The organism is Enterobacter sp. P82, assembly GCF_037053385.1.
Classification (GTDB): domain Bacteria; phylum Pseudomonadota; class Gammaproteobacteria; order Enterobacterales; family Enterobacteriaceae; genus Enterobacter.
The window spans coordinates 2,235,235-2,248,389 of record NZ_JBALHX010000001.1; the positions used below are offsets into that span (position 1 = coordinate 2,235,235).

The window sequence follows — 13,155 nt, forward strand, 5'->3', positions numbered from 1 at the left end:
GAGTTTTAAGGCGTAACGTCTTCTGTCATGTATTTGCCCTTTCTGACGGCCTGACGTCGCCAGAACAGCAAAACGAGCGTAGAGAGGGTGGTTCCTGCCAATGCCGCAGAGAACCAGCCTGCCGCAGCGACCACACCGCCCAGCCCCGCGTCATGGAGTAAAAAGAGGGAGAAAATACCCGCTCCTGGCGTAGACAACCCGATCCCCATCGCACCCACTATTGCGCCCGTTGCCATCGATCCAAGCACAAACGAACCAATAACCCGGACAGGATCTTCAATCGCCATTGGGATCGCCCCTTCTGTGATGCCCGCCAGCCCGAGAAGCCACGTTGATTTACCGGTTTCGATTTCAAACTGTTTGAAGAGGTGCGGGGCCAGCATCGTTGACGCTGTGACGGTAAAGGCAGATACCATTTTGACAGAGGCAAAAATGGCGTAAGGGCCATATACACCGTTGGCCATTGCCCCCAGACAGAATGCGTACGCTGCTTTATTGACAGGCCCGCCCAGATCGAACGGACACATAAAACCGAGGAGCGTACCGAGTAATAGCGCATTGGCGCCGGATAGACCGTTAAGCCAGGCCGTCAGAGAGTTGTTCAGCCATGCTACCGGCTCGCCAATCACAAACAGCATTAGACTGCCCGCGCCCAGCACACCGAGAACCGGGTAGAGGTAATAGGTTAAGAAACCGTTGTAGCGATTATTGAGACGGATATGGTTTTTCACCCAACGCATCAGATAACCCGCAATCAAACCACCTGCGATCGCCCCCAAAAAACCTGAGCCGATCATGTTGGCAGCAAAACCGGCAGCGAAGCCTGGAGCCAGCGCGGGTTTGTCCGCAAGCGAGTACGCTGTGTAGGCTGCCAGCACAGGCACCATCAAAATGCCGAGCATGCCGCCACCGAGTTTGCGGTACATCCACAGCCACGAATTTTCCTGATCGAACAGATGCTGCAATCCAAAAATCTGCGCCAGTAACACTGCGACGGCCAGCACCGTGCCTCCGGCGACAATAAGCGGCACCGCAAAGGAGATCCCACTGAGAAGCGCCTGCTTGAGTTCCGTTTTAACGCTTTTTCTCGCCTCATTTTCTGTTTGCACAGGGCGCGCCACCAGTGAGGGCTGTAATGCGAGCGCGCGCTCAATCAACGCCTCAGCATGTCGCAGCGGTTCCGCGACAGGCACTGATAGCGAGGGAATCCCCTGAAAACGCTCACTTTCCTTGATAGCCACCTCTGCCGCAAAAATACAGGCGCGAGCTTCCTGCAGTTGCTCAGGGGTAAGGCGTCCTTCAATGCCGTTCGCCCCCTGTTTTTCAACCACCACGTTCACGCCGAGTTTGCGCCCGGCTTTTTCAAGGTACTCAGCAGCCATGTAGGTATGCGCAATCCCGGCCGGACACGCCGTCACACAGACGACAGTGGGCGCATCTTCTGACGCGATAACGTCTTCATCCCGTGGCGCATCATTTAACGCGGCAAGCAGCGCTTCTGCCGTGGTTGCCGCCATCACCCGCGCCCGGAGGGCATCATCCGCCAGGCGAGACGTCAGCTCCGTTAACACCTGAATATGCGTTGAGCCCGCCTCAGCCGGGGGAATGGCGAGCAGGACAATCAGCTCGACGTTTTCCGGGCCATCGACTCCTTCCCAGGCCAGCGGCTCCCGTAATGTTGCCACCGCAAAAGCGGCGTCTTTCACTGCGCCAGATTTGCCATGCGGTACCGCCAGGCCTTCTCCCAGCGCGGTAGGGCCAAGCGATTCCCGGTGAAAGACATCAGCCAAAAATGTCTCGCCATCTGCAATTTTGCCCAGTGCCACCAGCCGCTGGGTGAGCTGGCGTATTGCCTCATCGCGACTGGTATACCGCGCCTGCACGCAGACTGCGCTGGGATGGGTCAGGGTCGTCAGGTCCATAAAGATCCTCACACTCAATGGTTATTGTTCGGGATCGAGTGTGGCAGACAAAACAATACATTTATGTGATCACTTTCACCTAAAACACAATTTGTATTTAATTTGTATTATTTACAAATTTTAGTCTGAAGGCATAATTCTGTTAAAAGGTATTAGAAAGGCAGATGATATGGGCAACAAACCGATGTACCGGCAGATAGCCGATGCACTTCGCGAGCAAATCAACGCCGGTGAGTTAAAACCTGGTGATGCATTACCGACGGAATCCAGTCTGCAGGACGCCTTTAGCGTGAGTCGGGTAACGGTGAGACAGGCACTGAAACTGCTCACCGAAGAGCACATTATTGAGAGCATTCAGGGCAGTGGCTCCTATGTCAAAGAGGAGCGCGTTAATTACGACATTTATCAACTCACCGGCTTTTACGAAAAACTGGCGGATCGAAATGTTGATACCCATAGCGACGTAAAAACATTCGAAGTGATCAAAGCAGATGAGAAACTCGCGGAAAAGCTGAACATTCGCCCTGATGACAACGTCTGGCATATCAAACGCGTGCGTTTTATTAAGCAAAAACCTGTGAATCTGGAAGAGACGTGGATGCCGCTGGCAATGTTCGACGACCTCACCTGGGCCGTGATGGAAAACTCCAAATATCATTACATCGAACAGATTAAAAAGATGGTTATCGACCGCAGTGAGCAGGAGCTGGTGCCGATCATGCCTTCGCAAGAAGCCATCGCCGCACTGGCGCTTGATCCGGCAAAACCGATACTGGAAAAAGTGTCCCGCGGGTTTCTGAAAGATGGCCGTGTATTTGAATTTAGCCGCAACGTGTTTAACACCGACGACTACAAATTCACTCTGGTCGCTAAACGCAAACAATAAAAAAGGCCGCTTTACAGCGGCCAACCATGTCGAAACGGACATTTTTATGCTTCAACGCCCCCCTTTCGGGGAGCAGAGAGGACTTACTTAATGATGGATTTCAGTGCTTCGCCGATATCCGCCAGGCTGCGAACGGTTTTCACGCCTGCGGCTTCCAGCGCTGCGAATTTCTCATCAGCCGTACCTTTACCGCCCGCGATAATCGCGCCTGCGTGACCCATACGCTTACCTTTCGGTGCAGTCACACCCGCGATATAACCGACAACCGGCTTGGTTACGTGTTCTTTGATGTAAGCAGCCGCTTCTTCTTCAGCGCTACCACCGATCTCACCGATCATCACGATCGCTTCGGTCTGTGGATCTTCCTGGAACAGCTTCAGGATGTCGATGAAGTTAGAGCCCGGGATCGGGTCACCGCCGATGCCTACACAGGTGGACTGGCCGAAGCCGTAATCGGTGGTCTGTTTGACCGCTTCATAGGTCAGCGTACCGGAACGGGAAACGATGCCCACTTTGCCCGGCTTGTGAATGTGACCTGGCATGATGCCGATTTTGCATTCGCCTGGAGTGATAACGCCTGGACAGTTCGGGCCGATCATACGCACGCCAGCTTCATCCAGCTTCACCTTCACGGTCAGCATATCCAGCGTCGGGATACCTTCGGTGATGGTGATAATCAGTTTGATGCCTGCGTCGATTGCTTCCAGGATGGAGTCTTTGCAGAACGGTGCCGGAACGTAGATAACGGTCGCGGTTGCGCCCGTCGCTTCTACCGCTTCGCGCACGGTGTTGAAGACTGGCAGACCCAGATGCGTGGTGCCACCTTTACCTGGCGTTACGCCGCCAACCATCTGCGTACCGTAGGCAATCGCCTGCTCGGAGTGGAAAGTCCCCTGGCTACCGGTGAAGCCCTGGCAGATAACCTTGGTATCTTTATTAATTAAAACGGACATTATTTCCCCTCCACTGCGGCAACAACCTGCTGAGCTGCATCCGTCAGACTTTTCGCTGCAATAATATTCAGGCCGCTGTCAGCCAGTTTTTTCGCGCCGAGTTCAGCGTTGTTACCTTCCAGACGCACAACCACCGGAACGTTAACACCCACTTCTTCCACTGCACCGATGATACCGTCGGCGATCAGGTCACAACGTACGATACCGCCGAAGATGTTAACCAGAACGGCCTTCACGTTGTCGTCAGACAGGATGATTTTGAACGCTTCGGTTACGCGCTCTTTGGTTGCGCCACCGCCTACGTCGAGGAAGTTTGCTGGCTCACCGCCGTGCAGTTTAACGATGTCCATGGTGCCCATTGCCAGGCCCGCACCGTTAACCATGCAGCCGATGTTGCCATCCAGTGCCACGTAGTTCAGTTCCCACTGTGCAGCCTGCGCTTCACGCGGGTCTTCCTGAGACTGGTCACGCATTTCGCGTAGATCCGGCTGGCGGAACAGTGCGTTGCCGTCAGCGCCCAGTTTACCGTCGAGACAGATCAGATCGCCCTGAGTGGTGATCACCAGCGGGTTGATCTCGATCAGCGCCAGGTCGCGCTCCAGGAAGATGGTCGCCAGACCCATGAAGATCTTGGTGAACTGTTGAACCAGTTTACCTTCCAGACCCAGTTTGAACGCCAGCTCACGACCCTGGTAAGGCATTGGGCCTGCCAGCGGATCGATAGCCACTTTGTGGATCAGATGAGGGGTTTCTTCTGCCACTTTTTCGATTTCCACGCCGCCTTCGGTAGACGCCATGAACACCACGCGACGGGAACTACGGTCAACAACCGCACCCAGGTACAGTTCTTTCGCGATGTCGGTCGCGGCTTCTACCAGGATCTGGTTAACCGGCTGGCCGTTCGCATCTGTCTGGTAGGTCACCAGACGCTTGCCGAGCCAATGTTCAGCAAACGCACGAATCTCTTCTTTGCTCTTAACAACCTTCACACCGCCCGCTTTACCACGGCCACCAGCGTGAACCTGACACTTAACTACCCAAGGGCCGGAACCGATTTTAGATGCGGCTTCTTCTGCTTCACGCGGGGTAGTACAGGCATAACCCACCGGAGCCGGTAAGCCATACCGGGCAAACAGCTGTTTGGCCTGATATTCATGTAAGTTCATGTGTTCTATCCATCCTTCAGGTAATCGTTAGGTCGTGCTTTTATAGGCCCGGCAGCTATATGCCGCCGGGCAAGACTGCAAACTAGACGTCGAGCAGCAGACGCGTTGGATCTTCCAGCAGCTCTTTAATCGCCACCAGGAAGCCCACGGACTCGCGGCCATCGATCAGACGGTGATCGTAAGACAGTGCCAGGTACATCATCGGCAGGATCTCAACTTTACCGTCTACCGCCATAGGACGATCTTTGATGGCATGCATACCCAGGATCGCGCTCTGCGGCGGGTTAATGATTGGGGTAGACATCAGCGAACCGAATACGCCGCCGTTGGTAATGGTGAAGTTACCGCCGGTCAGGTCATCTACGGTCAGCTTGCCGTCGCGGCCTTTCACAGCCAGCTCTTTGATATTTTTCTCGATATCAGCCATACCCAGGGTATCCACATCACGCAGAACCGGGGTCACCAGCCCGCGCGGAGTAGAAACCGCCATGCTGACGTCGAAGTAGTTGTGGTAAACCACGTCATCACCGTCGATGGACGCGTTCACTTCCGGGTAGCGTTTCAGCGCTTCAACCACCGCTTTGACGTAGAAGGACATAAAGCCCAGACGGATACCGTGACGTTTTTCAAACGCGTCACCGTACTGCTTACGCAGGTCCATGATTGGCTTCATGTTCACTTCGTTGAAGGTGGTCAGCATCGCGGTGGAGTTTTTCGCTTCCAGCAGACGCTCAGCCACACGCTTACGCAGGCGAGTCATTGGCACACGTTTTTCGCTACGGGCACCCAGAGCAGGCTGTGCTGCTGGTGCCGCCGCAGGGGCTTTCGCTTCTGCTTTCGCAGGCGCTTTCGCCAGGTGCTTCTCAATATCTTCACGGGTCAGACGACCACCCACACCGGTGCCTTTAATAGCAGCCGCGTCCAGGTTGTGCTCAGCCAGCAGGCGACGGATCGCCGGGCTGAGTGCGTCGTTGGTCTGCTCTTCCAGAGAAGCCTGCTGGCGTTGAGCCGGCGTAGAGGCTTTCTCTTCAGATTTCGCGCTGGACTCTTTGCCCGCGCTGTTGCCTTCGCGCAGGCGACCCAGGATCTGACGAGAGGTTACGGTTGTGCCTTCATCTTCCAGCACAGCATCCAGAACACCATCCGCCGAAGCCGGTACTTCCAGTACCACTTTGTCAGTTTCGATTTCTACCAGCACTTCATCGCGCTTAACGGCATCGCCTGGTTTTTTGTGCCAGGTAGCGACGGTCGCATCTGCTACAGATTCAGGCAGGTCGGGAACAAGAATATCTACGCTACTCATTATGTATCCTTTAATTAATCGACGTTCAGCGCGTCATTGACCAGATCTTGTTGCTGCTTCTGGTGAACGGACATATACCCTACCGCCGGTGAGGCGGAGGCCGGGCGACCTGCATAGCGCAGGGCTGACCCAAATGGAATCACTTCACGGAAATGATGCTGGCTGCAGTACCATGCGCCCTGGTTGAGCGGCTCTTCCTGGCACCAGACAAAATCATGAACGTGAGCGTACGGTTTCAGCGCTTCCTGCACCGCCTGGTGCGGGAACGGATAAAGCTGTTCGATACGCACGATGGCGACATCTTTCTGATCGTTCTTACGGCGCTGTTCCAGCAGGTCGTAATAAACCTTACCAGAACACATCACCACACGCTTCACAGCCTGCGGATCCAGTTCATCAATCTCACCGATGGCTGGCAGGAAGGTGCCATTCGCCAGTTCGTCCAGGCTGGACACGGCCAGCGGATGACGCAGCAGCGATTTCGGCGACATCACCACCAGCGGACGGCGCATACCGCGCAGCGCCTGACGACGCAGCATGTGGTAAACCTGAGCCGGGGTGGACGGTACGCAGACCTGCATGTTCTGCTCAGCGCAGAGCTGCAGATAACGCTCCAGACGCGCGGAGGAGTGCTCCGGGCCCTGGCCTTCATAACCGTGCGGCAGCAGCATCACCAGGCCACACATACGGCCCCATTTCTGCTCACCAGAAGAGATGAACTGGTCGATAACAACCTGCGCACCGTTGGCGAAGTCACCGAACTGCGCTTCCCAGATGGTCAGGGTGCGAGGTTCTGCGGTGGCGTAACCGTATTCGAATGCCAGCACCGCTTCTTCAGACAGCACGGAGTCCCAGACCTTGAACTGGCCCTGACCGTTGTGCACGTGCTGCAACGGGGTGTAGGTTGAACCGTTGGACTGGTTGTGAACAACCGCGTGACGGTGGAAGAAGGTTCCACGGCCCGCATCTTCACCAGACAGACGAACAGGAATACCTTCGTCAACCAGGGTTGCGTAAGCCAGGGTTTCCGCGCCGCCCCAGTCGAACAGCTTCTCGCCTGCCGCCATGGACTGACGGTCAGCGTAGATTTTCTGCACGCGAGACTGCATCTCGATAGCGTCTGGTACGGTGCTGATGCGTTTAGCCAGCTCCTGCAGGCGCTTCATTTCGACCTTGTTCGGGTAGCTCTCATCCCACTCGTGGTTGAGGTACGGCGACCAGGTAAAGGAGTGCATGTTCATTGGGCGCAGCTCTTTCACCACGCATTCACCCGCATCCAGCGCGTCGCGGTAGAGGTTGACCATTTCGGTCGCATCTTCCAGCGTCGCCACTTTGTCGCTTTCCAGCTTGTCAGCATAGATTTTGCGCGGAGTCGGGTGTTTTTTGATTTTCTGGTACATCAGCGGCTGGGTTGCACTTGGCTCATCCGCTTCGTTGTGGCCGTGACGACGGTAGCAGAAGAGGTCAATGAACACATCGCGCTTGAAGGTGTTACGGAAGTCCAGCGCCAGACGGGTAACAAAAGCAACGGCTTCCGGGTCATCCGCATTAACGTGGAAGATCGGCGCCTGTACCATTTTACCGATGTCGGTGCAGTACGGGGTAGAACGTGCATCCAGCGGGTTAGAGGTGGTGAAGCCCACCTGGTTGTTAATCACGATGCGAACGGTACCGCCCACTTCGTAACCACGCGCTTTCGACATGTTCAGGGTTTCCTGAACCACGCCCTGCCCTGTTACCGCCGCATCACCGTGGATGGTGATTGGCAGTACTTTATTGCTGCTAGGCTCGTCCAGACGATCCAGACGCGCACGCACGGAACCGATAACCACCGGGCTAACGATTTCAAGGTGTGACGGGTTAAACGCCAGCGCCAGGTGAACCAGACCGCCTTCGGTTTCGATATCAGACGAGAAGCCCATGTGGTACTTCACGTCGCCAGTGCCGAGATGTTCTTTATGTTTGCCCGCGAATTCGTCGAACAGGTCCTGCGGTTTTTTACCCAGCACGTTGACCAGTACGTTCAGACGGCCACGGTGCGCCATACCCAGTACCACTTCACGGGTGCCGCTCTTACCTGCGTGACGAATCAGCTCTTTCAGCATCGGCACCAGCGCATCACCGCCTTCCAGCGAGAAGCGTTTTGCGCCCGGGAATTTCGCGCCCAGATAGCGCTCAAGACCCTCGGCAGCGGTCAGTTCGTTAAGGAAGCGTTTTTTCTCGTCAGCCGAGAAGGTCGCGTGGCCCGCTACGGATTCGATACGCTGCTGGATCCAGCGTTTCTCTTCGGTAGAGGTAATGTGCATGTATTCCGCGCCGATGGAGCCGCAGTAGGTTTGCTTGAGCGCGTCAATCAGATCGCCCAGCTTCATCGTGTCTTTGCCGATGGCAAAGGAACCTACGTTAAAGCTTTCCTGGAAATCGGCCTCGGTCAGATCGTGATACGCCGGATCGAGATCGGCCACACGGTCTTGCTGCCACAGTCCCAGCGGATCGAGATTCGCATGCTGGTGACCACGGAAGCGATAAGCGTTGATAAGTTGCAGGACTTTAACCTGCTTCGCATTGGTGTCAGGGTCGGAAATCGCAGAAGAGTAACGTGAGGCATCCTTCGCCAGACGACGGAAATAATCACGTGTTTTGGAATGGAATTGATCCGGTTTGACTCCCGTGCCAGGTAACTGCTGGAACATGGAACGCCAGTTTGCGTCCACTGAGTCAGGATCGGTTAAGAAGTCTTCATAGAGCTGTTCTATCCAGCTCTGGTTGGCACCAGAGAGGTAAGAAGAGTCCAGCCAGGCTTTCATTGCGCCGTTCTGCATCGTGATCCCTTAAGCATTTTTATGCTTACTTTCGCCGTAGAAACTACCACGCACACCACGTGTACGTGCCGGGGTTCACCTGCGAGCTCTTTTCATTTGGCCCGCGAAGGAACCTTTAGAAACTGTCTGGACTTCAGGGTAGTACAGGGCAGTTTTTAAAGGTTTCTGCAATCTGTCCCCTCTCCCACAGGGAGAGGGTCAGGGTGAGGGGAACAGCGCTCCCCTCTCACTACTTATGCACTGCGCTGCAACAACATCGACTTAATATGGCCGATGGCGCGCGTCGGGTTCAGCCCCTTCGGACACACACTGACGCAGTTCATGATGCTATGGCAGCGGAATACGCTGAAAGCGTCACTCAGTCCTTCCAGACGACTATCGGTTTCGGTGTCGCGGCTATCGATCAGGAAGCGATAGGCAGCCAGCAGACCGGCCGGGCCGATAAACTTGTCCGGGTTCCACCAGAACGATGGGCAGGACGTCGAACAACATGCACAGAGAATACACTCGTACAGCCCATCGAGTTTTTCACGCTGCTCAGGAGACTGTAAGTGCTCGCGAGCGGGTGGATTTTGCCCATTATTCAACAAGTAAGGCTTAATCTTCTCATATTGTGCATAGAATTGCCCCATGTCCACCACCAAATCACGCACAACCGGCAGGCCTGGCAGAGGACGGATAACAATTTTTTGACCCGGGCGCTGCAGCGCGGAAATTGGCGTAATGCAGGCCAGACCATTTTTGCCGTTCATGTTCACGCCGTCAGAGCCACACACCCCTTCACGGCAGGAACGACGAAACGACAGCGTCGGATCTTTTTCTTTCAGCTGGATTAAGGCATCCAGCAGCATCATGTCACGACCTTCTTCCGCTTCCAGGGTGTAATCCTGCATACGCGGAGCATCGTCTACATCCGGGTTATAACGATAAACTGAGAATTCGAGTTTCATTATCCTGTCTCCGCATTAGTAAGTACGAATCTTCGGCGGGAACGCCGGACGCAGTTTCGGTTCCATGTTCACCTGACGGCGCGTCATGGTTTCCGACTCTGGCAGATACAGGGAATGGCACAGCCAGTTTTCATCGTCACGCTCCGGGAAGTCGAAGCGGCTATGCGCGCCACGGCTTTCGGTACGGAAGTTTGCCGACATTGCGGTGGCAAATGCAGTTTCCATCAGGTTATCCAGCTCCAGGCACTCAACGCGCTGGGTGTTGAACTCGCTGGAAGTGTCGTCCAGACGGGCATTTTTCAGACGCTCGCGGATCGCTTTCAGCTGCTCAAGACCTTTGGCCATCGCGTCACCTTCACGGAATACCGAGAAGTTGTGCTGCATACATTCCTGAAGCGCTTTACGGATTTCCACCGGATCTTCGCCGTTACGGTTGCCGTTCCAGCGGTTGAGGCGCTCAAGAGAGGCATCAATTTCGTCATCGGTCGCGTCACGCAGCGCGCCCTGCTCGGCAATGGATTCCTGCAGATGCAGACCCACCGCACGACCAAACACCACCAGGTCCAGCAGGGAGTTGCCGCCCAGACGGTTGGCACCGTGTACGGATACGCAGGCGATTTCGCCTACCGCGAACAGGCCAGGGATGACCACGTCTTCGCCCTGCTCGTTCACGGTCAGCGCCTGACCGGTCACTTTGGTCGGAATACCGCCCATCATATAGTGGCAGGTTGGGATTACCGGAATTGGCTCTTTTACAGGGTCAACGTGAGCGAAGGTACGGGACAGTTCCAGGATGCCTGGCAGACGGGACTCCAGTACTTCTTTACCCAGATGGTCGAGTTTCAGCTTGGCGTGTGGACCCCATGGGCCGTCACAGCCGCGGCCTTCACGGATTTCGATCATGATGGAGCGCGCCACCACGTCACGACCCGCCAGGTCTTTCGCATTCGGGGCATAACGTTCCATGAAGCGCTCGCCGTGTTTGTTCAGCAGATAACCACCTTCACCACGGCAGCCTTCTGTTACCAGAACGCCCGCACCGGCGATACCGGTTGGGTGGAACTGCCACATTTCCATATCCTGCACCGGCACGCCCGCGCGGATAGCCATACCGACGCCGTCACCGGTGTTGATGTGGGCGTTAGTGGTGGACTGATAGATACGGCCTGCACCGCCGGTTGCCAGCACGGTTGCACGTGCTTTGAAGTAGACCACTTCACCGGTTTCGATGCACAGCGCGGTACAACCCACAATTGCGCCATCGGCGTTTTTCACCAGATCCAGCGCGTACCACTCGGAGAAGATGGTGGTGTGGTTTTTCAGGTTCTGCTGGTACAGGGTGTGCAGCAGCGCATGGCCGGTACGGTCAGCCGCCGCCGCAGTACGTGCCGCCTGCTCGCCGCCGAAGTTTTTCGACTGGCCGCCAAACGGACGCTGATAGATGGTGCCATTTTCCAGACGGGAGAACGGCAGACCCATATGGTCCAGCTCCAGAATCGCTTCCGGGCCAGTCTTACACATATATTCGATGGCATCCTGGTCGCCGATGTAGTCGGAACCTTTGACCGTGTCGTACATGTGCCATTCCCAGTTATCTTCATGGGAATTACCCAGCGCAACGGTGATACCGCCCTGTGCAGACACAGTGTGGGAACGGGTTGGGAATACTTTTGAGAGCAGCGCACAGGTCTGGCCGCTCTGGGAAATTTGCAGTGCGGCACGCATACCTGCGCCACCCGCACCAATCACGACAGCATCAAATTCTCTGACTGGCAGTTTCATTACACACCCCACACCACAACGAATCCATAAATAACGTAAACCACCAGAGCAACGACGATTGCCAGCTGCAGAGGAAGGCGAATAGCCAGTGGTTTAACGTAATCGGTCAACACCTGCCACATGCCAATCCAGGCATGAATAAGGATGGAGAACAGCGCCAGCAGGGTGAACACTTTGGTGAAGGCAGATCCGAAGAACCCACTCCAGATTTCCCACGTCAGCGTGCCGCTGGTCGCGAAGAAACCGATCATATAGATGATGTAAAGGGTGAGAACGATGGCGGTAGCACGGACCAGAATGAAGTCATGTACGCCGTTGCGTCCTAATGCGGAGGCGTTGCTTACCATACGAGAACTCCTGCGAGAAGTGAAAGCACGACTGTAATCACAAATGAAATGTTAGCGGAGCGTTTCCCGGCTTCGAACGTTTCTTCCAGATAGCCAAAGTCCATCAGCATATGGCGAACACCCACCACAACGTGGTACGCCAGCGCGGTCAGAATGCCCCACATGATAAATTTCACGAAGAAACTGTTCATGATGGCAGAGGCCTGGAGGAATCCTTCAGGGGAAGAGAGGCTGGTGCCCAGTAGCCACAGCAGAATACCGACCGCCACAAACGTAATCACACCAGAAACACGGTGCAAAATGGACGCTATTGCTGTTACAGGGAACCGGATCGTTTTGAGATCCAGATTGACAGGTCTTTGTTTTTTCACATTTCTTATCATGAATAACGCCCACATGCTGTTCTTATTGTTTCCTTCCTCCGGACTGCGATGCGGGTCAAGCAGCGTTCCTTTTCTATAACTGCGCGTCATGCAAAACATTGCTTCCAGATGCTTAAACGACACGTTACAACGCTGGGTGGCTCGGGATTGCAGGGTGTTCCGGAGACCTGGCGGCAGTATAGGCCGTTCACAAAATCATTACAATTAACCTACATACAGTTTGTCGGGTTTTCTCTGGAACAGTGATCAGGGTCACGATAACAACATCTTTTTAAATTTTAATCATCTGATTTGACAAATGTTAAACAATATTGTTACAAACGTCAGCAGAAAAGGCATATAATGCGCAAAAGTTATGAGGTCTCTCTTTCACCTGACAAATAGTTATGTAACAGTGTGATGGTATTGACCGAAGTTATCAGGACAGTTATTAGTGATATACAGGTTTGAATAATTCGGACTGCAAAAACGCTGATTTGCTGTTGTTTCACTGATATTTCATTCGTTTACCTGCAAGGCGCCATAGCTCTGTACCCTGGTTTGTCCTCGTGAGCTGAGCGGTAAGCCAAATAACAATCTGGTAACGGTGATTAACAGCTGAAAGCAAATCCGGTAAAGCGCAGTCTTAAGCATAAGGCGCT

The 13,155-nt window shown here is 54.6% G+C and carries 10 protein-coding genes; 1 reads left to right on the forward strand and 9 read right to left on the reverse strand.

The window, feature by feature from the left end:
• Window positions 1-5: 5 nt before the first annotated feature.
• A complete protein-coding gene (gene mngA / locus WB237_RS10700; protein ID WP_336212888.1) occupies window positions 6-1,922 on the reverse strand; it encodes a PTS 2-O-a-mannosyl-D-glycerate transporter subunit IIABC in 1,917 nt (638 codons plus the stop codon).
• A 169-nt stretch (window positions 1,923-2,091) separates the two neighbouring features.
• On the opposite strand from mngA, the gene WB237_RS10705 reads away from it, so the two are divergent.
• A complete protein-coding gene (locus WB237_RS10705; RefSeq protein ID WP_336212891.1) occupies window positions 2,092-2,808 on the forward strand; it encodes a GntR family transcriptional regulator in 717 nt (238 codons plus the stop codon).
• A gap of 83 nt (window positions 2,809-2,891) precedes the next feature.
• On the opposite strand, the gene sucD is transcribed toward WB237_RS10705, so the two are convergent.
• The 8 genes from sucD to sdhC form a co-directional block, all read right to left on the reverse strand.
• Window positions 2,892-3,761 carry a succinate--CoA ligase subunit alpha gene (gene sucD, locus WB237_RS10710; protein WP_008501094.1) on the reverse strand — a complete coding sequence of 290 codons (870 nt, stop codon included), beginning with the start codon at window positions 3,759-3,761 and terminating at the stop codon, window positions 2,892-2,894.
• A complete protein-coding gene (sucC, locus tag WB237_RS10715; RefSeq protein ID WP_006809579.1) occupies window positions 3,761-4,927 on the reverse strand; it encodes an ADP-forming succinate--CoA ligase subunit beta in 1,167 nt (388 codons plus the stop codon). The genes sucD and sucC overlap by 1 nt, the downstream gene beginning before the upstream one ends.
• An 82-nt stretch (window positions 4,928-5,009) precedes the next feature.
• Window positions 5,010-6,230 (reverse strand): 2-oxoglutarate dehydrogenase complex dihydrolipoyllysine-residue succinyltransferase, encoded by a 1,221-nt coding sequence (gene odhB / locus WB237_RS10720; RefSeq protein WP_028019435.1) that lies wholly within the window; start codon window positions 6,228-6,230, stop codon window positions 5,010-5,012.
• Between the two features lie 14 nt (window positions 6,231-6,244).
• The gene (sucA, locus tag WB237_RS10725; RefSeq protein ID WP_028019436.1) at window positions 6,245-9,052 is read right to left on the reverse strand and encodes a 2-oxoglutarate dehydrogenase E1 component; all 2,808 of its coding nucleotides are present in this window, start codon (window positions 9,050-9,052) and stop codon (window positions 6,245-6,247) included.
• A gap of 233 nt (window positions 9,053-9,285) precedes the next feature.
• Entirely contained in the window at window positions 9,286-10,002 is a 717-nt protein-coding gene (gene sdhB / locus WB237_RS10730) for a succinate dehydrogenase iron-sulfur subunit SdhB (RefSeq protein ID WP_008501090.1), read from the reverse strand.
• Window positions 10,003-10,017: 15 nt separating this feature from the next.
• Window positions 10,018-11,784 carry a succinate dehydrogenase flavoprotein subunit gene (gene sdhA / locus WB237_RS10735; RefSeq protein ID WP_336212894.1) on the reverse strand — a complete coding sequence of 589 codons (1,767 nt, stop codon included), beginning with the start codon at window positions 11,782-11,784 and terminating at the stop codon, window positions 10,018-10,020.
• Window positions 11,784-12,131 (reverse strand): succinate dehydrogenase membrane anchor subunit, encoded by a 348-nt coding sequence (gene sdhD, locus WB237_RS10740; RefSeq protein WP_008501088.1) that lies wholly within the window; start codon window positions 12,129-12,131, stop codon window positions 11,784-11,786. The genes sdhA and sdhD overlap by 1 nt, the downstream gene beginning before the upstream one ends.
• On the reverse strand, window positions 12,125-12,529 hold the full coding sequence (sdhC, locus tag WB237_RS10745) for a succinate dehydrogenase cytochrome b556 subunit (protein ID WP_020684965.1): 405 nt from the start codon (window positions 12,527-12,529) through the stop codon (window positions 12,125-12,127). The genes sdhD and sdhC overlap by 7 nt, the downstream gene beginning before the upstream one ends.
• Window positions 12,530-13,155: the final 626 nt, after the last annotated feature.

What these genes read in the sequence shown, in the direction of transcription:
- odhB (WP_028019435.1), bottom strand. Translation starts at nt 6,230, where the DNA reads ATGAGTAGCGTAGATATTCTTGTTCCCGACCTGCCTGAATCTGTAGCA.
- sucA (WP_028019436.1), bottom strand. Translation starts at nt 9,052, where the DNA reads ATGCAGAACGGCGCAATGAAAGCCTGGCTGGACTCTTCTTACCTCTCT.
- sdhA (WP_336212894.1), bottom strand. Translation starts at nt 11,784, where the DNA reads ATGAAACTGCCAGTCAGAGAATTTGATGCTGTCGTGATTGGTGCGGGT.
- sdhD (WP_008501088.1), bottom strand. Translation starts at nt 12,131, where the DNA reads ATGGTAAGCAACGCCTCCGCATTAGGACGCAACGGCGTACATGACTTC.
- sucD (WP_008501094.1), bottom strand. Translation starts at nt 3,761, where the DNA reads ATGTCCGTTTTAATTAATAAAGATACCAAGGTTATCTGCCAGGGCTTC.
- sdhC (WP_020684965.1), bottom strand. Translation starts at nt 12,529, where the DNA reads ATGTGGGCGTTATTCATGATAAGAAATGTGAAAAAACAAAGACCTGTC.
- mngA (WP_336212888.1), bottom strand. Translation starts at nt 1,922, where the DNA reads ATGGACCTGACGACCCTGACCCATCCCAGCGCAGTCTGCGTGCAGGCG.
- WB237_RS10705 (WP_336212891.1), top strand. Translation starts at nt 2,092, where the DNA reads ATGGGCAACAAACCGATGTACCGGCAGATAGCCGATGCACTTCGCGAG.
- sucC (WP_006809579.1), bottom strand. Translation starts at nt 4,927, where the DNA reads ATGAACTTACATGAATATCAGGCCAAACAGCTGTTTGCCCGGTATGGC.
- sdhB (WP_008501090.1), bottom strand. Translation starts at nt 10,002, where the DNA reads ATGAAACTCGAATTCTCAGTTTATCGTTATAACCCGGATGTAGACGAT.